Origin of the sequence: Sphingopyxis panaciterrae (assembly GCF_011762125.1) — a bacterium.
GTDB classification, from domain to species: Bacteria; Pseudomonadota; Alphaproteobacteria; order Sphingomonadales; family Sphingomonadaceae; genus Sphingopyxis; species Sphingopyxis panaciterrae.
This window is the reverse complement of the sequence record NZ_JAASQN010000007.1, coordinates 168,963-188,039: the sequence shown is the minus strand read 5'-3', so window position 1 is coordinate 188,039 and position 19,077 is coordinate 168,963. Positions and strand designations below refer to the sequence as shown.

Below are 19,077 nucleotides of genomic sequence, written 5' to 3'. Positions count from 1 at the left end.
GAGCGGACGTTTTCTTCATCGTCACCCCGGACTTGATCCGGGGTCCCGCTTGCTGTCGAAAAACTGCTTAAGCTTCCAAAAAGCGGGATCCCGGGTCAAGCCCGGGATGACGAAGGGAAAGGGCAGGAAGCGGCCGAAAGCTACCGCGCGTAGCTGTCCCGCAATTCGCGCTTCAGCACCTTGCCGATCGGGCTGCGCGGCAGTTCGTCGACGACGGTGAGGCCGCTCAGCCGCTGCGTCTTGCCGACCTTGGCGTTGCAGTCGGCGCGCACGGCTTCGGCATCGGCGCCGTCCTTCAAGACGGCGAAGGCGACCGGGGTTTCGCCCCACTCCTCGCTCGGCATGCCGACCACGGCGGCCTCGACGACGCGGTCGTCGGCGAGCAATATGCCTTCGAGGTCGCTCGGGAAGATGTTGAAGCCGCCCGAGATGATCATGTCCTTGGCGCGGTCCATCAGCGTCAGGAAACCCTCTTCGTCGATGCGGCCGATGTCGCCGTGGCGGTAGAAGAGATTTCCGTCGGCGTCGTACCAGTGCATCGCCTTCGTCGCGTCGGGGCGGTTGTTATATCCCGTCATCATCGCGGGCGAGCGCCCGACGACTTCGCCGACCGAACCCTGCGGCAGTTCATTGCCGTCCTCGTCGATCACCTTCGCGACATGGCCCGGCGCCGGGCGGCCGACGGTGTGGAGCTTGTCGGGGAACTGGTGCGCTTCGAGAATGAACGCCGCGCCGCCCTCGGTCATGCCATAGATTTCGACGAGCCCGCCCGGCCAGCGTTGCAGCACATCGGCCTTCAGCGACGCGGCGAAGGGCGCCGAGGTGCAATATTTCATGATGAAGCTCGACAGGTCGAAGCTTTCGAAATCCTCGAGCGCCATGATGCGGCGATATTGGACCGGGACGAGCATCGTGTTGGTCGCGCGTTCGCGCGCCGCCAGTTCCAGAAAGCCGCGCGCGTCGAATTTCCGCATCAGCACGGTCTGGCCGCCCGATCCGATCGTCGGCATGAAACTCGCCATCGTCGTGTTCGAATAGAGCGGGGTCGAAAGGATCGTCACCGCGGCGGGGCCATAAGCGGGAGCGCCGCGGATGATATGCTGCCAGCGGAGCGCATGGCTGTGGATGATGCCCTTCGGCGTGCCCGTCGTTCCCGACGAATAGATGATGTTGAAGCCGTCTTCGGGCTGAATATCGACCGCCACCGGCGTGTCGCCGGCGAGCGCCAGCCAGGCATCGAGCGGCGTGCCCGCGGCGCTGCCGTCGATCGCGATCCGGTCGCTGGCGGTCACCACCTGCCCCTCGAGGCTGGCCGCGGCGGCGCTGTCGAGGAAGAGGTGACGGGCGCCGGTGTCGGCGATCATCGCCGCCATCTGTTCGCCGGTCGCGCTGTTGGTCACCAGCCCCGCGACCCCGCCGGCGCGCAGCGTGCCGAGGATGGCCGCCATTTGTTCGACGCTGTTGAGCCCGGCGACCGCAGTACGGTCGCCTTTCGCGAAGCCGTCCTGCTGCAACCGCGCGGCGATACGGTCCATCAATGCGTCCAGTTCGGACCAGCTCAGCCGTCGCGCGGGGTCGGCGGCGGCTATGGCATCGGGACGTTCCGCGGCGTGGGCGCGGATCAGGTCGGGAAGCGTGGCGAAGTCGCCGGCGAGCAGGTCGGTGCTTGTCATAGGGCGATTCGTTAGCACAGCCGCGCCATGGTGCAATGGCACCGGGCGGGCCGGTGCCGGGCACGGGGGAAGGCGATGGGGCAGAGCGACGCAAGCGCCGCGACCGGCCCGCCGCTCGTCGCCATCCACCATCCGCGCGAGGAGCGCGCCGCAACGCTGGTCCGCGCGGCGGCGGCTGCCGGTTATCGCACCATCCTGTTGCCGTCGCCGGCGACCGGGCTGCGCCTATGGCATGATTGCTGTTTCGACCTGCTGGTCGTCGATCCTTTCCACGGCTGGCAGGAGCCGTCGATGTTCGTGCGGCTGGCCGAATCGATCGCCCGGCGCCGTCCGCTGCTCATCCTGACCGACCGCGACAGCCGCGAGGATCGTATGACCGGGCTCGACGGCGGCGCCGACGATGCGGTCGGCTGGGCCGACGACCCGGCCGAGGTGATTGCGCGGATGACGAGCCTGCTGCGGCGGAGCCGGCTGGCAGCGGGCCAGCTTGGCGGGGGCGAATTGCGCATCGATCTGATCGACCGGCGGGTCGAGCGGGCGGGGCGGCCAATTCGCCTGCCATTGCGCGAATTCGACCTGCTCGCGAATCTGGCCCGCGTTCCCGATTGCCCGATCTCGCGCGGCGCCCTGCTGAAGGCGGTGTGGCGGATCGACTTCGATCCCGGGACCAACCGGGTCGAGGTCCATATGTCGCGGCTGCGCGCCAAGGTCGACCGCGGCTTCGCCTGGCCGATGCTCTACACCGTCAAGGGGCACGGCTATGCGCTGCGCTCGCGTCCCGACTGAGCGGCGGAAATCCGGGTCGCCCGTTTGCACGATCTTTCGCCGCTTTTTGCGTATTTTTGACATGGGCGGCGCAATCGAGCCCATGCGTGGCGGCGTCGCTTGACCAAAAGTTTCAGCTTGCTACTGATCTTCGACATAAAGAAACCAATAACCCCCCTTGGAGATGATGGCCTGATGCACCCGTCCGTTCATGCCCGTGCGAATCCTGAAAAACCCGCGATCATCGTGGCCGAGACGGGCGAGGCGATCAGCTATGGCGACCTTGATGCGGCGTCGAATCGGGCCGCGCAATTGTTCCGCGCGCATGGACTGGGGCACGACGATGTGGTCGCCTTCATGCTCGACAACACGCCGCATTATTACGGGCTGACCTGGGGCGCGCAGCGGTCGGGCCTGCGTTACGTCTGCATTTCGTCGCGGCTGACGCAGGACGAGACGGACTATATTCTCGAAAATTCGGGCGCCCGGATTCTCGTCGTGTCGGCCAGCCTCGCCGCGGCGGCGCAGCAGTTGACGACCGGGATCAGGCGTTTTGCGATGGGCGGTACAATAGCTGGCTATGAAAGCTGGGAAGACGCCGTGGCCGCGATGCCGGCGGCGCCCGTCGCCGACGAACGCGCCGGGGTCGACATGCTTTATTCGTCGGGCACGACCGGCCGGCCGAAGGGGGTGCGTGTGCCGCTGCCCGAAGATCCGGCGATCGACGCGCCGAACAGCCTCGTCATGCTCGCCTCGGCGGTGTTTCAGATCGACGCGAACAGCGTCTATCTGTCGCCGGCACCGCTCTATCACGCTGCGCCGCTCCGCTGGTCGATGACGGTCCACCGGCTTGGCGGCACCGTCGTCCTGATGAAGAAATTCGACGAGGAAGCGGCGCTTTCCTACATCGAAAAATATCGCGTCAACGCCAGCCAGTGGGTGCCGACGCATTTCGTGCGTATGCTCAAGCTGCCAGCCGAGGTCCGCGCGCGCTATGACCACAGCAGCCTGAAGGTCGCGATTCACGCTGCCGCGCCGTGCCCGGTCCCGGTCAAGCAGGCGATGATCGACTGGTGGGGGCCGGTGCTCTTCGAATATTATGCCGGGTCCGAGGGCAATGGCATGACCTTCATTTCCAGCCAGGACTGGCTGGCGCACAAGGGGTCGGTCGGCCGCCCGATCCTCGGCGCGATCCATATTGTCGGCGAGGACAATGAGACCGAACTCGGCGTGGGCGAGGAAGGCTGCGTCTTCTTCGAAAGCGAGAATGTGTTCGAATATCACGGCGACAGCGAAAAGACCGCGTCGAGCCGCAATTCGAAGGGCTGGTCGACGCTTGGCGATGTGGGCAAGGTCGATGAAGATGGCTTCCTCTACCTCACCGACCGCAAGAGCTTCATGATCATCTCGGGCGGGGTGAACATCTACCCGCAGGAAATCGAAAACCACCTCGTCACCCATCCCAAGGTCGCCGACGTCGCGGTGGTCGGCGGTCCGCACGAGGAAATGGGCGAAGAAGTGATCGCGGTCATCCAGCCCGCCGACATGGCCGACGCGACCGATGCGTTCCGCGACGAGCTATGCGCCTATGCGCGCGAGAAATTATCGGGGGTGAAAGTGCCGCGCCGGATCGATTTCATGGAGGCCCTGCCGCGCCACGACACGGGCAAGCTATACAAGCGGCTGCTGCGCGACCAATATTGGGCGCGGACGAATTGACCGCGCGAGTCGGCGACGGACCGACGGGCCGTCGCCCCCTATTCGGGAGGCCCATATGAACACCCATATGAACAAGGCGATGATGATGACGGCGGCGCTTGCGCTCGCCGTGGGACTGGCAGGGTGTGGCAAGAAGGATGCGCCGCCTGCCGAAGATAGCGCAACCGCCGACCCGGCGGCGGCGACGCCCGCGGCGCCGATGGCGGCGCCCGCCGCGACTGCGGGGGCGGCGGCGATCGACCCCGCCAAGCCGAACGCCTGCGCCAAGCTGACCGACGTCAAACTGGCGGCGACGATCGACAAGGCGACCAATATGCTCAAGGTCAGCGGCACCGCCAATGCGCCGACCGGCGGCTTTGTGACCGGGTTGCAGGCCGGGCCGCTCGACAAGATGAACCCGCCGAACCAGGTCGTGCTGCTGCGCGCCAATGCGCCGGGCGGCATGGCGACGCAGGCGATCACGCCGGTGACGCTCAGCCTCGACATTCCGAACGCGCTGCCTGCGTATAAGTCGGTGCGCGTCGCCTGTCCGGGGTCGCCCGATGTCGAACTGAAGGTCGGCTGAAGCCGATGACGGGAACCGGGGCGACCGACGAACGCGTCGAATTCTTCTTCGACCTGTCGTCGCCCTGGACCTGCCTGGCCTTCCATAATCTGCCGGACATGCTCGAACGGACGGGCGCCACCGCGCGCTACCGGCCGATCCTCGTCGGCGGCGTGTTCAACGCCGTGAACCCGGCCGTTTATGCGGCGCGCGCGCAGACCGGCAACCGGCGGATGGACCATGGCTGGAAGGTGCTGAAGGACTGGGCGCGGCTGGCGGGCGTGCCGATGAACTTCCCGTCGCAGTGGCACCCGGCGAAGAGCGTCCATGCGATGCGCTTTGCCGCGGCGCTCGAGGATGATCAGGCAGCGCTGGTGCGTTTTGCGCGCGGCGCGTTTGCCAGCTATTTCGGACGGCAGGAGAATCTCGACGACCCCGCGGTGCTCGCGGCGGTCGCCGATGCCGAGGGGCTCGATGGCGCGGCGCTCGCCGCAGCGGCGGGCAGCGACGCGGTCAAGGCGCGGCTGCGTGCCAACACCGATGAGGTCGTCGCGCGCGGCGGCTATGGTTCGCCGACGATCTTCGTCGACCGGACCGACATGTATTTCGGCAACGACCAACTGCCGCTCGTCGAAGCGGCGCTCAGCAAGGACAAGAAGTGAAAGACCGTATTTCGATCACCATGCTGGACGGCGGCATCGCCGACGTCCGCCTGATCCGCGCCGACAAGATGAACGCGCTCGACCCCGCGATGTGGGAAGCGCTCGCCGAGGCGATCGACCAGTTGAAGGCGACCGCGGGGCTGCGCGTCGTCGTGCTGTCGGGTGAGGGGCGTGCCTTTTGCGCCGGGCTCGACCTGTCGAGCCTAAGCAATGATCGCGACCCCGGCGCGAGCAGCGCGGGCGGGACGCTGTCCGACCGCACGCGCGGACTTTCGAACAATGCCCAATATGCCGCCTGGGGCTGGCGCGAAATCCCGGTTCCGGTGATCGCCGCCGTCCATGGCGTGGCGTTTGGCGCGGGCAGCCAGATCATGGCGGCCGCCGACATCCGCATCGTCCACCCCGACACGCGCATCGCGATCATGGAGATGCGCTGGGGCCTCGTCCCCGATGTCGCCGGCATGGCGCTGTGGCGGACGCAGGTCGCTGACGATGTGCTGCGCGAGATGATCTATACCAACCGCGAGTTCAACGGATCCGAAGCCAAGCTGCTCGGCTTTGCGACGCATGTGTCGGACGACCCGCTGGCGAGAGCGATGGAACTCGCCGCCGTGATTGCCGACAAGAATCCGCATGCGATCCGCGGCGCCAAGCGGCTTTGCAATATGCTGGCCGACGCGAGCGACGCCGAAATCCTGCAGGCCGAAAGCGACGAGCAGGTGAAGGTGATCCGCACCCCGAACCAGATGGAAGCGGTGATGGCGGGCATGGAAAAGCGGAAGCCGAATTTTACCGATTGAGGCGGGGCGCTAGCGCTACGGCGAGCGTCTGAAAGCGGCTGTTAGCGGACGTTTATCTCCCCTCCCTTTTAGGGAGGGGCCGGGGGTGGGTAGCCGCCGAAGGCGGCGCTCATCCTCTTGCTCGCTGCGCTCGCGACCCACCCCTAACCCCTCCCTACAAGGGAGGGGAATGTCTCAAATCCACCCCCAAAACCGCCATTCCGGCACGCGATGAATTTGTCCGCGGCACTGGCGCGATATCGTCGGGCATCGCGGCTGCTGTGGATATCAAGCGGACTTGCGGGCGAATCAGAGCAGCGTCAAAAACCGCGCCGCATTGTCCCAGTCGCGTTTATGCGCCGCGCGTTGCGCCTGCGCTTCGGCATCGCTGCCCCAGCGGCGTTCCTGATATAGTTCGTCGAGGCTGACCGCCTGCCACAGCGTGTCGGCGTCGCATGCCGCTTCGGCGAGCGCCAGTCCCGCAACCAGCGATCCGCCGATCGTGACGAGCGGGTTCAGTGCCGTCATCCGCCACGGGTCGAGCGCGAACACCGCCGTCCGCAGCGCGGCGACCGTCGCCGCCGGCTGGTCGATCGGCAATATGCCTTGCGTCAGCGCGAACTCGATCCCGAAGCGTTGCTCGGCCCAGGCGAGCAGCGGGTTCCACGCGGCGGCCTGTTCGGCCTGGAGCATCGTGTCGCGGTCGTCGCGGTAGCAGAGAAGGTCGGTCGCGGCATAGGCAGCGATCGTCTCGGCAAAGCCGGCGGGATCAGCGGCGGCGAGGTCGATCGCGGCGTTGGTCATGCCCGTCATCGGCATCGCGGCGGGGTCGATCGTCTCGCCCTGTTCCTGCCATTCGGAGGCGATCGCTTCGGCAAGCGTGGCGCTCGCGACGACGAGCGGGGCGCGCTGCGGGGTGCGCACCGGCCGCCCGTCGAGCCTAATGCCCCAGCCGCCGTCCTGCGGGGCGGCGGCGGCGTCTTGCCAGAAACGCTTCACCGGCCGGTCACCGATTCTTGGGCGTGCGCCAGCGGCGCGCGAGCAGCACCGGCATCACGGCGAAATCGAAGGCGCCGAGGAGGACGACCGCGACCCCGATCCAGCGATCGGCCGGCTGGCCCGCCAGTTCGAAACCGCCGCGGATCAGCACGAAACCGGCGAGCACGAAGATCGCGCCCATCACGCGCATCGCACCGATCGCGAAGAAGCGTTTTTTGGCGAGCGCGTCGTTGGCCTGGGTCATGCGCCCTCCCTATCGCCGCCGAGGTGGCGCATCAACTGGGCGAGCGCGCCATGGCCGGTCGCCTCGACGCCTTTGATGACGCGTTCGCGTTCGCCGGCCGACTTATTCTGCGACAGCTTGACCGTCGGACGCCATGCGGTGATGCGCATTTCGAAGCCGGTGATCGCGCCGGTCAGCTTGCTGAACAGCGCGGGGTTCATCTTGTCGCGCGTCCACGGCGGATTGGCGCCTGCGCGCGCCTCATGCTCGGCCGACAGCGTGTCGAGCTGGGCGATCAGCGCGGCATCGTCCAGCTTGCTGGCCGTGCCTTCCATTTCGATCGCGACATAATTCCACGTCGGCACCTGGTCGGCGTCGGCGTACCAGCTCGCGCTGACATAGGCGTCGGGGCCCTGCACGACGGCGAGGGCGCTCGCGCCGTCGATGTGGCGGGTCAGGGCGTTGCCGCGGGCGAGATGGAATTGCAGCGAGCGGGCGTCGTCGCTCAGCAGCACCGGCGCGTGCGCGACGCGCGGACCGTCGGGGGTGGCGGCAAAGATCGCGGCGAAGCCGATCTCGCGCACCAGCAGTTCGGCGAGATCGTCCTGCCGCGGCCGGAAGGCGCTGTTCGGATGCATCAGCGCGGCCGGGCAGGGCGCGGCGGATTCTTCTTCGCGCTAGGGCTTTTTCCTGCGGGCTTCCTTGCCGGCGGCTTGCCCGTTTTCGGCTTGGGCTTGGCTTTGCCGACAAAGTCGGTCGGCTTGCTGTCGGCGGTGCGCCCGCGCCGTTCGCCGCGCCGCGCCTTGCGGATCTGCTTGCTATGCGCCTTGGCCTGCGCCTTCAGCGCCGCCTTTGGCGGCGGGCCCTTGGCGGCGTCGTCGATCCCGATCTCGCCGAGCAACCGGTCGAAACCGAGTGCGTCAAGGCTGGCGGCGAAATGTTCGGGTACCTCGGCGCTGATATCGATCGCGCCGCCGTCGGGATGGTCGATCCGCAGCCGCCGGCTGTGCAGATGCATCTTGCGGCTGATCGATCCGGTCAGGAAGGCGCCCTTGCCGCCATATTTGCCGTCGCCGACGATCGGGTGGCCGATCGCCGCCATATGGACGCGGAGCTGGTGGGTGCGGCCGGTCAGCGGCTGCAGTTCGACCCACGCCGCGCTGTTGCCGGCGCGTTCGATGACGCGGTAGCGCGTCTTCGACGCAAGGCCGCTGTCGTGGACATGCATTTTCTCGCCGCCCGATCCGGGCTGTTTGGCGAGCGGCAGGTCGATCTCGCCCTGCTGGATGTCGGGGACGCCGACGATCAGCGCCCAGTAGGTCTTCTTGGCACTGCGGTTCGAAAAGCTCTTTGCGAAATAAGCCGCGGCGCGCGGGGTACGCGCGACGAGCAGCGCGCCCGATGTATCCTTGTCAAGCCGGTGGACCAGCTTCGGCCGCACCGGCGCATCATATTTCAGCGCATCGAGCAGGCCGTCGACATGTTGCTCGGTCTTTGTTCCGCCCTGGGTCGCGAGGCCGGGCAGCTTGTTGAGGACGATCGCACTCGCGTCGCGGTGGATAACCATCCCGGTCGCGAGTTCGATATCGGCGTCGGTCAGCGGGCGGCCCTTGCGCGCCGGACGTGCTTCGGCCTCGACCGGCGGGGTCGGCATGACGAGTTTCTGCCCGGTCGCGATGCGGTCCGATACATCGGCCTTCTTGCCGTCCAACGTCAGCTGTCCCGACCGCGCCCAGCGCGCGAGCAGCGCGTGCGGCGTGCCTTCGCGGTGCCGCTTGAACCAGCGGTCGAGGCGGATGCCGTCATCCTCTTCGGCGATTATCGCCCCGTCGAGCTTGGCAATTTCGAACTTCGCCTTTGGCTCGCTCATGCCGGCACCTGCCGCACGATAAGCAGACCAAGTCCGCACGCGACGATCGCGCCGATCACCGAGGCGAGGACATAAGCCGCGGCCTGTCCGGTCTGGCCGCGTTCGAAGAGCAGCCAGAATTCGAGGCTGAAGGAGGAAAAGGTGGTGAAGCCGCCGAGGATGCCGACGCCGACGAACAGCCGCGCGGTCTCACCGCCGTCGCTGCTGCGCGCGAGGCAACCGATCAGCAGGCCCATCAACAGGCTGCCGGCGATGTTGATCGACAACGTCCACCACGGAAAGCCGGGGCCGAGGCGTGCGAGCATCGCCTGCCCGACAAGGTGGCGGCATCCGGCGCCGACCGCGCCGCCTATCATGACTGGAAACAGGCCGTTCATGCGTTCGCCCTAGCCGCAAATTGCGGCAACGCATAGCACCGCAAATTGCGGCAGGGCATAGCGCCGCAAATTGCGGCGGGGCATAACGGCGTCATTCGTCGGGGCGTTGCGGGGAGGTCAGCGCGGCGGCGGCGCGTTCGTGGCTGGCGCGCCAGTTCGCGGGGAGGATGAACTGGCCCTGCCAGATGCCGCGCCGTTTCGCCTGCGCTTCGGCTTCTTCGAGCAGATAGGCGTCGGTCGTCGCCACCGCCCAGCCGGCGCGGACCATCCCGGCGCCCAGGTCGATGCCATCGGGGAAGATATGCGTTCGGCAGGTGGCAAGCGTACGGCGGTAGATATCCTTTGCTGCCAGTTCGCAGTGCAGCGGCCCGCGCCCGGCGAGCGTCGCGAGTGCGGTACGCGCTTCGCGCCCGCACGGCCAGCGGCTGCCGTCGGGGCGCCCGCAATCCTGCCGATATTCGACCGCGTCGAGCCCGGTCAGACGGATCGTCAGCGCCGCCTCGCCCTGCCGCACCGACAGGCTGTCACCGTCGATGATATGCACCAGCGGGACGGTCGTGACCGGCGCCGGCACCCACACCCACGCCGCCATCGCGAGCCCGCCCAGAAGCAGCAGCGCGGCGAGCGACCGCAAGCGGCGGCGCCAGCGCAGGCGGGTGAGGGGTGACGGTCCGCGGAGCATGGCCACCGGCCTGACCGCCGCCCCTTCGATTGGCAAGCGTGAATAAAGGGTTGACGATGAGAACAAACCATGTCCAAACTGGACTAATTCCTGCACGGCCGACATGCGGCGACTCATGCAACGCACGGGCTTGGGTCCGCATTGGCGGCAAAAAGGAACGAACAAAAGGTGAATAGAACCGGAATGACGACATAGTTACGCCGGGGTGGAGCAAGGCGGAGGGGACAGGCAGCATGATGGACTATCAGACACAAACCCGTATCGACACGTCGGCCTTTCCGGCGGAGGGCTTCGGCGCCTGGAACGCAGGTCCCCCCGAGACGGTAGGCGGACCGATCCCCCATGGCGTCGAGTCCCCGCTCTTGGTCGTCGGGGCGAGGGCGGACTGGCCCGACATGGCTTCGCTTGCCAAAGTGCGCCTGGTGCGGGCGCTGCTTCCGTCCCAGGCGGCGAACTATATCGGGGAAACGGACGTGCTCGATATTGTCTGGCTGGTCGCGCCGGACACGATGGAGGCCGGCGTGCTTGCCGACATATGCGCGGCAGCGGAGGCGCGCTGTTGCAACCTCATTTGCGAGACGTCGCTGCCGATGATCGACCGGCTGGTGGCGGCCATTCCCGAATCGCTTTCCGTCCAGTTCCTCATCGATGCCGATCCAACCGACCGGCTCGTCGCGTTGGCAGCCGCCCGGCGCATCCGGCAGGCGACGGTTCATGACATCGCGCGCGACGATGCGATGGAGCGGATCGACCGGCTGCAGGAAGAGGTGGCGCGGATTTCGCGCCTGCTCGGCGATCTGGCCGGCCAGCGTGCGGCGCTGCCGGGAACGCCCGCCGGCTTTCCCCCGCGATCGGACGATTTTTCCGACTATCCGGGGCAGGTCCGCTCGCCGCCGCGCGATTTCGCAGCAGTGCCGCGCAGCTTCGTCCCCGAAGAACGGGTGATCGAGCGGCAGCGGGCGAAGGCGGTGCGGCGGATGCTGCGCCAGCGGCGAATGCGCGAGCAATATTTTCCCGCCGACCTGTTCGCCGATCCGGCGTGGGATATGCTGCTCGACCTCTATGCCGCGCGGCTCGAACGCCAGCCGGTGTCGGTGTCGAGCCTGTGCATCGCCGCCGCGGTGCCCGCGACGACCGCGCTGCGCTGGATCAAGACAATGACCGACGCCGGCCTGTTCCTGCGCGAGGCCGATCCGCACGATGGCCGCCGCATCTTCATCGGGCTGGCCGAAGGGGCGTGCGAGGCGCTCGCACGTTATTTCGAGGCGCTCGACGAATAGCCGCGCGGCTTGCCAGCGCCCCCAAGCTGTGGCAGGGGCGCGCATCCCGGAAGGGGCGCTTAGCTCAGTTGGTAGAGCATCTCGTTTACACCGAGAGGGTCGGCGGTTCGAGCCCGTCAGCGCCCACCATATGCCGGTCGACCGCAATTGCTCTTGCTGAGCAAGTGAAGCCTGAATAAACGTCGCTATATATCAGTGAGTTAGCGCGTTCTATCGTGCGAGCCGTTGACCTATGCGCCCGGGAAAGCGGTTCTGCAGCAACACCCTCCGGCGCATGCTCAACTCGCCCTTCTGGCCATATATTCTTTGCGCGACCCCGGCTGGCCGGGAGGAACCGGGCTTCCACCCCGACCAGCGTCAGCTTCGACTGGAGGTTCGGCCAGTGTATCGCGCACCGCGATCACATGCCCGCGCTGGCCGCACCCGCAGGTGCTCGACCCATTGGGTCAGAAATATGCTAAAAGATGTCCATATTCTTCTATCTTGATCGAGCCCGGCCCCGCAAATTCATCCCAAGCCGACGCTCCGCGCGACTCCGCCACACGGGTGAGGCGCAGGGATAGGCAGAAGGCTGACCGGGGGCGCCCGAGCAGTCTTTTACATCGATAATCGGGGAGGATGAAATGAACAAATGGTCGATCGGCCTGGCCGCAAGCACTGCGCTTTTGCCGGTCCCGGCTTTGGCGCAAGCAGCCAACGCCAGCGCTCCGGCAGCGGCGGCACCTGATGCGGATGCGCCGGACGCCGCACAAGAGATCGTCGTGACGGCGCAGAAGCGGAGCGAGCGGCTCAGGGACGTGCCCGCGGCGATCACTGCCGTGACGAGCGCGAGCCTGCAAGAGTTGAACGCGGCAAAGCTCGACGATTATGTCGCACGCATCCCGGGCCTGACCGTGTCGCAAGTCGGCGGCGCCAGCGCCGCGACGCAGCTTTCCATTCGCGGCATTACCACGGGTTCGGGCGGCAATCCCACCGTCGGCATCTATATCGACGAATCGCCGTTCGGGGCTTCGACCATTTATGGCGGCTACACCGTGCCCGACCTCGATCCGCAGGACTTGCAACGCGTCGAAGTGCTGCGCGGGCCGCAAGGCACGCTATACGGCGCCGGGTCGCTTGGCGGTCTGCTCAAATATGTCACGGCGGATCCCGATCCGACCCGCTTCTTCGGCCGCTTCCAGGTCGACGGGTCGGCCATCGACGGCGGCGGCGAGGGCTATGGCGTGCGCGCGGCGGCCAATATTCCACTCTCGGACGATCTGGCCTTGCGCATCAGCGGCTATAATCGCCTCGATCCGGGATATGTCGACAACGTCCTGACCGGCGAGCGCAATATCAACGATATGCGCTTTTATGGCGGGCGTGTCGCCTTGGGCTGGCAGAGCGGTGACTGGAAGGTTCGTCTGTCGGGGCTGTTCCAGCATTATGACGGCAACGCGCCCGTCGTCGACTATGATTCGACGACCTTCAAGCCTTTCTACGGCGATCTCAAGCAGTCGCGGGTGCCCGATTCGACCAACGTCAAACAGGACGTCGGCGCGGTCAGCTTGCTTGTCGAAGGCGACCTCGGTTTTGCGACGCTAACGTCGGCAAGCGCCTACAACCGTCAGAAAATGCAGTTCGATAACGACTATTCGCCGATCCTTTCGCCGTCGCTCGCGCCGGTTTTCGGAATCCCCACCCTGGGTTTCGTGTCGGTTTCTCCCGTCAAGGTCGAGAAGTTCACCCAGGAACTTAGGCTTGCGTCACCGGCAACGAACAGGCTCTCGTGGCAACTCGGCCTCTTCTATACGCGCGAAACCCAGAACGCGTTGGGCGATGTGGTCCCGATCGACAGCGAGACCGGTGCGGTGATCGACGGCCTGCCCAATATCGGTCGTTCGGATCTCGGTGCCTCGTTCCGCGAAGTGGCCGTGTTCGGCGACATGACCTATCATTTCAGCAGCGCGTTCGATGTTACCGCGGGCCTCCGTTACAGCCGGAACCAACAGCATAACCTGACCATCACGTCGGGCCTGATCTATGGCGACAGCACGAACAATGTGCGGTCGCGCGACAGCGCCATGACCTTTCTGATCAATCCCCGCCTGCGTCTGGACGAAAACACGATGCTATACGCCCGGATTGCCAGCGGCTTCCGGCCGGGCGGGCCGAACTCCGTCACCCCGGCCCTTCCGCAGAGCTATGCTCCGGACAAGGTCACCGATTATGAGATCGGGCTGAAGAGCGAGTTGTTCGGCAGGTCGCTGAGCCTCGAGCTTTCGGGCTATTGGATCGACTGGCGGGACATCCAGATCCAGCGCATCGCGCCGGAACTGGCTGCGTCCTATATCGACAATGGCCCGACCGCGGTCAGCAAGGGCATCGAAGCGTCCGCCTCGTGGCGTCCGGTGCGCGGGCTCGAAATATACGGTAATATCGCATATAATGATGCGCACCTGACCGAGGATCTGCCGACCAATTCGGCCATTGGCGTATCGGGCGATCGTCTGCCGTTGTCGGCGCGATGGAGCGGTGCCGCCGGAGCGAGCTATTCGCTGCCGCTCTTCGGTGCCTGGAACGGAAGCCTTGGTGTCGACTGGCGGCACGTCGGCGCACGGCTGGGCGCTTTCCCCAATGCGGGGCAGGTCCGCTACCAGCTTCCATCCTATGATGTCGTCGACCTGCGCGCAGGCATCAGCGACGATCGCTGGTCTTTCTCGATCTATGCCAAGAATATCGGCGACGAGCGGGGCCAGGGTGCCGATATCAATCTCGGCCTGACCAGGGTGTCGGTCATCCAGCCGCGCACCTTCGGCGTCTCCGCTGCGGTCAAATTCTGACCCGGCGGCCGCAGCGGCCAAGCTATAAGCGGGCTGACCGCAAACCCGGCCGATTCTTTAAAAGGTAGTGACAATGACCCTGTTAATCACCGGCGCCACGATCATCGACGGCGTTGCGGACAAACCGCTTACGGACGGCGCCATCCTGGTCGAGGGCGGCCGCATCCGTGCGATGGGCCGGCGCGAGGAGCTGGACGTTCCGGAGGGTGCCCGCACCCTCGATATCGCGGGCAAGTTCGTCATCCCCGGGCTGATGAACGCCAACGTCCACCTGCTCGTCAATGCGACGCTCGAAACGCTGCTGCGCTTCGACGGACGTTATGAGGAACTGATTACCGAGGCGGCGCAAGTCGCGCTGAAAGCCGGTATGACCACGGTATTCGATACCTGGGGTCCGCGCCGCGCGCTGATGACGGTACGCGACCGGATCGACCGCGGTGAAACCGTCGGCAGCCGCATTCGCTGCGCAGGCAACATCATCGGTTTCGATGGGCCTTTCTCCGGTGACTTCTTCGGCAAGGCGGCCGAGGTTGCGAGTTCGTGGTTCGTCGATCGCGTCAATGCGACCTGGGTCGAAAACAGCGGCCGCCATCTGATGTGGATGACCCCCGATCAAGTCGGGGAAGAAGTCGCCAGCTACATCGATCGCGGGATCGATTTCGTCAAATATGGCGCATCCGAACATGGCGCACTGGCCGCGGGCGCTTTTCTGCAATTTTCGGAGCGGACGCAGCGGGCGATCGTTGAGGCGGGGCATGCCGCGGGGCGGACCGTCCAGTCGCACAGCACCACGGTCGAAAGCCTGCGCATGTCGATCGAGGCCGGCTGCGACCTGGTCACCCATTGCAACATGACCGGCCCGGTGCCGATCCCCGGCGAGACGCTCGACCTGTTCGCGCGCAGCCAGTGCGGCGCGGTGGTCTTTCCGGTCACCGAAGCGGGACTGGCGCACGTCAAGGGCGTGGTGTCCGATCTCGAATGGACGATGTGGTCGGCGTCGGACATGAATGCCCGCAACCTCATCGGTTCGGGCGCGCCGATCCTGTTGGCGAATGACGGCGGCGTGTTCGCCCCGGAACTCCTGCGCGAGCCCTGGCTGGCGGCCACCTGGAACGGCATGCCCGAACAGGAGGCGCTCGGCCGCCTGGCGACCGGGCACTTCGCGTGGCTTCGAGCCATGGAGGAAAAGGGCATGGCAGCGATGGACCTGCTCCACGCCGCGACGCGCAACATCGCCCGGGCGTACAAGATGGACGCCGATCTCGGCACGCTCGAAACCGGCAAGATCGCTGACATGCTGGTGCTCGACAAGAACCCGCTGGAAGCCGCCGACCATTATCGCAGCATCCATGCGGTCATCAAGGATGGTGCGCTCGTCGACCTCGCTGCGCTCCCTGCAACCCCCCTGTTGACGGCGGACCTTTCGCCGCCGCTCGAAGAGGAAGCCCATTACAAGCGCTTCCTTCACCATGGCACGCGGCTGCCCGGATGCCCGTCGTGCATCAGCGGCGGGCACGGATAGAGATCAATCTGGAAGGACATGGAAATGACCATCGATTTCGCCTCGGTCATCGAGGATATCACGGGAAACGGCGAGGTGACCGGGGCGTCCTTCGCCTACTGGGACGGCGAGCGGTTGCACGAGGCGGTAGGCGGCCTGCGCAACAGCGTGACCGGCGATCCGGTGACGCTCGACACGTTGATGCATATCGGTTCGATCACCAAGGTGCTGAACGCCACCTTGTTCATGCAACTCGTCGATGACGGGCTGATCGACCTCGACGATCCCGTGACCAAGCATCTGCCCGAATTGCAGCTCGGCGATCCGGAGGCTCTGGCAAAGATCACCTGCCGGATGCTGATCAATCACACCAACGGCATCGACTATGACGTTCCCGAATATCGCGATTTTGACGAACAACGCATCGAAAATGCGATCGAGGATTGCGCCGCCAGGCCGCAGATCCATCCGCCGGGCGAAGCGACGGCCTATTCGAACATCGGTACCGTCATTGCTGGCTACATCGCCCAGAAGCTGCGGCGAGAGGGCTGGTACAGCCTGATCAAGTCGCGCATCTTCGAGCCGCTCGGGCTCCGCCATTCGCTGGCCGACATCACCGAACTGCCCCGCTTTCGCGTCAGCGTCGGCGATCAGGTCGACGGAGAAGGCAAGCTCGTTCAGAGCAGCAAGCCTTTCCTGCCCCTGAGCTTTGCCGCGGCGGGCGCCACGGTCATGATGACCGCCGCTGATCTGGTGGCATTCGCCCGCGCACTGATAAACGGCGGCGTCGGCGTCAACGGTGTTCGTATTCTTTCGAAGGCGAGCGCGTTGCTCATGGCCACGGAAACCGCCCGCTTCGCTTCTCCCGCCACATGGCGCGTGGGTCTCGGCTGGTTGCTTCTGCCAGGCGGCGTGCTGTCTCATGGCGGCGGCGGTCCCGGCGTCAATTCGATACTCTACGCTCACCCGGAGAGCGGCAGGACGTTCGCGCTTCTGACCAATTGCTCCCGGCATGGACCGTTCGACGCGCCGCTCATCGAGCCGCTTCTCGCCAGCTGGGGCGCGGCGGTCGAACCTCTGGCACCGGTCGATGGCGCGTTCGATGCTGCAGCCTATGAAGGCAGCTTCCAGAACCAGATTTACCGGTTCGATGTGTTCCGCGAGGGCGGCCGGTTATCGGCCAGAATGGTCGCAAGGTTCGCGGTTTACGAGACTGACAGCGCCCGGGCGCCAATCTATCAACTGGAGCGGGTCGGCGACCATCTTTTCCGGATGAGCCTGAACGGCGAGGCGAACGCGTTCCCGCTGGCCTTCGTCGACCCTGATGCGAACGGAAAGATGCAGCGAATGGGATCGATGGCGCGGATTTTCAATCGTATTCCCTGACGCGATCCGGGCTAAGTCAGGTGGAGGATCTGGATGAGGAAGAATCCATTGACCGATATGATCAAGACCCGTTTCGACGAAATGGAAATCGACAGGATCTTCGCCGATATCGACCAGTCGCAACTGCCGGGCGCGGCGGTCGGAATCGCGATCGGCGGGGTGCCCGTCTATCGCAAGGGTTTTGGCCTGGCGAACATGGAGCTGCCGACGCTGCTGACGCCAGGGATGCGCATGCGCATCGGCTCGACCACCAAGCATTTCGCCTGCTTGGCCTACATGCTGCTGGTCGAGGATGGCCTCGCGGGTCTCGACGATCCGATCGGTAAATATGTCTCCGGCCTCTCGCCGGTGAACGGCGCCGCGACGATGCGCCGCCTGATGGGTCACACCAGCGGCATTCGCGACCTGCTGTCGGTCACCATGTCGGTACACGGCGTCAATCGTCCCGTCACCGACGAGCAGATGCTCGCCTATTACGAGACCATCGACGACGCCGATTTCGAACCCGGCGAACGATGGAGCTACAACAACGGCGCTTATATGCTGCTGACCGCGGCGATCGAGAAAATCACAGCTAAGCCGCTCGACGACGTGCTGCGCGAGCGCATCTTCACGCCGGTCGGCATGCACCAGACGATGCTGCGGCGCTGGGACAGCGACTTTGTACCCAACAGCGCGACGCTCCATTTCCGGGGCGCCACGGGCGTGTTTTCCAAGACCCATATGGGCATGGAGATCAGCGGCGCAGGCGGCATGGTTTCGACCATGGACGACATGCTGTTATGGCTGAGGCACATGGATGCCCCGACCGTTGGCTCCAGCGAAACATGGCAACGGATGATCGAACCGCAGATGCTGAACAGCGGCCATTCGACCAACTATGGCCTCGGCCTGATGCGCGAAACCTATCGCGGCGCCGTGGTGATCCACCACGCCGGCGGGGTGATGGGCGGCAATTCGCAGATGATCAAGATGCCGGACGCGGGGCTCGATATCAGCATCGGCGTCAATCGCGCCGACGTCAGCGGCGTCACGCTCGCGCTCAAGGTCATCGATGCCTGTGTCGAGGGCCTCGCGCCCCAGCCCGACAAGCAGGAATATGCAAAGCGCACCGGCACTTTCGTATCGATGGCCGACGGCCGCGTCATCGCGCTGTCGGCGGCCGACGACATGCAGATGATGTCGGTCGACGGCGGTGCGCCGACGCCGGTCTCGCCTGATGCCGAAGGCACGCTGCACTTGCCCGACGCGGCGGCATTTCTTCAGCAGCGCCTTCGCCTCGATGGCAACAGCCTGATCTTCTCCGACTTTGGCAACGAGGATGTACTGAGCGAGATCGAGACCGACAGCGAAGCGAAGCTCGGCGATCGGGCCGGTGCCTATCGATCGGAAGCGCTCGACGCGACCTTCACGCTGATGGAGGATAGTGACGGCGCGCGGGGCAGGATGCACGGCCGCCATGGCTGGGCAGATTATATGCTGACCCCGGTCACCACCGATATCTGGCGCATCGAACAGACCGTTTTTGCGGCGGTCAGCGGCATCCTGACGTTGGCCACGGACGGGAAGAGCCTGACGCTTGATTTCGGACGCATGCGCCACATGGGCTTCGTCAAAGTTTGATCGCGAGTAGCTCGGTTCGGGGCGAGCTTGGCTAAGTCGTCTGCCATGCCACGCCGCAAGGCCCGAGCGGCCCAATGCTTTTCAAACAAGATTTGCTTGCGCCGTGCCAAGAAAGCGTGCCGCGAAGAATCTCAATCTATTTTGTAGAGAAAATCCAAGCCCCCGGGCTTCG

General features: G+C 65.4%; 17 protein-coding genes and 1 tRNA gene. 11 read left to right on the top strand and 7 right to left on the bottom strand.

What is annotated here, in order from left to right:
* Positions 1-140: 140 nt before the first annotated feature.
* Positions 141-1,673 (bottom strand): class I adenylate-forming enzyme family protein, encoded by a 1,533-nt coding sequence (locus FHR22_RS20340; RefSeq protein WP_166945681.1) that lies wholly within the window; start codon positions 1,671-1,673, stop codon positions 141-143.
* Between the two features lie 75 nt (positions 1,674-1,748).
* Here FHR22_RS20340 and FHR22_RS20335 point away from each other — a divergent pair, with 75 nt between their 5' ends.
* The 5 genes from FHR22_RS20335 to FHR22_RS20315 all read left to right on the top strand — a co-directional run bounded on the left by FHR22_RS20335 (position 1,749) and on the right by FHR22_RS20315 (position 6,163).
* Complete coding sequence (locus FHR22_RS20335) at positions 1,749-2,459, top strand: response regulator transcription factor (RefSeq protein ID WP_243853902.1); 711 nt, start codon at positions 1,749-1,751, stop codon at positions 2,457-2,459.
* Positions 2,460-2,633: 174 nt separating this feature from the next.
* Complete coding sequence (locus FHR22_RS20330) at positions 2,634-4,157, top strand: acyl-CoA synthetase (protein WP_166945680.1); 1,524 nt, start codon at positions 2,634-2,636, stop codon at positions 4,155-4,157.
* Positions 4,158-4,212: 55 nt separating this feature from the next.
* Positions 4,213-4,722, top strand: a complete 510-nt coding sequence (locus tag FHR22_RS22155) for a hypothetical protein (RefSeq protein ID WP_208417836.1) — start codon at positions 4,213-4,215, stop codon at positions 4,720-4,722.
* A 5-nt stretch (positions 4,723-4,727) separates the two neighbouring features.
* The gene (locus FHR22_RS20320) at positions 4,728-5,363 is read left to right on the top strand and encodes a 2-hydroxychromene-2-carboxylate isomerase (RefSeq protein ID WP_166945679.1); all 636 of its coding nucleotides are present in this window, start codon (positions 4,728-4,730) and stop codon (positions 5,361-5,363) included.
* The gene (locus tag FHR22_RS20315; RefSeq protein ID WP_166945678.1) at positions 5,360-6,163 is read left to right on the top strand and encodes a crotonase/enoyl-CoA hydratase family protein; all 804 of its coding nucleotides are present in this window, start codon (positions 5,360-5,362) and stop codon (positions 6,161-6,163) included. The genes FHR22_RS20320 and FHR22_RS20315 overlap by 4 nt, the downstream gene beginning before the upstream one ends.
* Before the next feature lie 288 nt (positions 6,164-6,451).
* On the opposite strand, the gene FHR22_RS20310 is transcribed toward FHR22_RS20315, so the two are convergent.
* The 6 genes from FHR22_RS20310 to FHR22_RS20285 all read right to left on the bottom strand — a co-directional run bounded on the left by FHR22_RS20310 (position 6,452) and on the right by FHR22_RS20285 (position 10,293).
* On the bottom strand, positions 6,452-7,141 hold the full coding sequence (locus FHR22_RS20310; RefSeq protein WP_166945677.1) for an ATP12 family protein: 690 nt from the start codon (positions 7,139-7,141) through the stop codon (positions 6,452-6,454).
* A 7-nt stretch (positions 7,142-7,148) separates the two neighbouring features.
* Positions 7,149-7,385 carry a hypothetical protein gene (locus tag FHR22_RS20305; protein WP_166945675.1) on the bottom strand — a complete coding sequence of 79 codons (237 nt, stop codon included), beginning with the start codon at positions 7,383-7,385 and terminating at the stop codon, positions 7,149-7,151.
* A complete protein-coding gene (locus FHR22_RS20300; RefSeq protein ID WP_166945673.1) occupies positions 7,382-8,002 on the bottom strand; it encodes an FMN-binding negative transcriptional regulator in 621 nt (206 codons plus the stop codon). Before FHR22_RS20300 ends, FHR22_RS20305 begins: the two co-directional genes overlap by 4 nt.
* A complete protein-coding gene (locus FHR22_RS20295) occupies positions 8,002-9,234 on the bottom strand; it encodes an RluA family pseudouridine synthase (RefSeq protein WP_166945671.1) in 1,233 nt (410 codons plus the stop codon). Before FHR22_RS20295 ends, FHR22_RS20300 begins: the two co-directional genes overlap by 1 nt.
* A complete protein-coding gene (crcB, locus tag FHR22_RS20290; protein ID WP_166945669.1) occupies positions 9,231-9,611 on the bottom strand; it encodes a fluoride efflux transporter CrcB in 381 nt (126 codons plus the stop codon). Before crcB ends, FHR22_RS20295 begins: the two co-directional genes overlap by 4 nt.
* Before the next feature lie 91 nt (positions 9,612-9,702).
* Positions 9,703-10,293: a thermonuclease family protein gene (locus tag FHR22_RS20285; RefSeq protein WP_243853917.1), complete on the bottom strand. Its 591-nt coding sequence runs from the start codon at positions 10,291-10,293 to the stop codon at positions 9,703-9,705.
* 233 nt (positions 10,294-10,526) lie between these two features.
* Between FHR22_RS20285 and FHR22_RS20280 the strand changes: the two genes are divergently transcribed.
* From FHR22_RS20280 to FHR22_RS20255, 6 genes are all read left to right on the top strand, one after another.
* Positions 10,527-11,573, top strand: coding sequence for a MarR family winged helix-turn-helix transcriptional regulator (locus FHR22_RS20280; RefSeq protein ID WP_208417835.1), 1,047 nt, complete (start codon positions 10,527-10,529; stop codon positions 11,571-11,573).
* A 53-nt stretch (positions 11,574-11,626) separates the two neighbouring features.
* Positions 11,627-11,702, top strand: a tRNA-Val gene (locus FHR22_RS20275).
* Positions 11,703-12,196: 494 nt separating this feature from the next.
* Complete coding sequence (locus FHR22_RS20270; RefSeq protein ID WP_166945665.1) at positions 12,197-14,395, top strand: TonB-dependent receptor; 2,199 nt, start codon at positions 12,197-12,199, stop codon at positions 14,393-14,395.
* A 73-nt stretch (positions 14,396-14,468) separates the two neighbouring features.
* Positions 14,469-15,917, top strand: a complete 1,449-nt coding sequence (locus FHR22_RS20265; protein WP_166945663.1) for an amidohydrolase family protein — start codon at positions 14,469-14,471, stop codon at positions 15,915-15,917.
* A 24-nt stretch (positions 15,918-15,941) separates the two neighbouring features.
* Positions 15,942-17,282 (top strand): serine hydrolase domain-containing protein, encoded by a 1,341-nt coding sequence (locus FHR22_RS20260; protein ID WP_166945661.1) that lies wholly within the window; start codon positions 15,942-15,944, stop codon positions 17,280-17,282.
* Between the two features lie 57 nt (positions 17,283-17,339).
* A complete protein-coding gene (locus FHR22_RS20255; protein WP_243853915.1) occupies positions 17,340-18,905 on the top strand; it encodes a serine hydrolase domain-containing protein in 1,566 nt (521 codons plus the stop codon).
* The last annotated feature ends 172 nt before the right edge of the window (positions 18,906-19,077 follow it).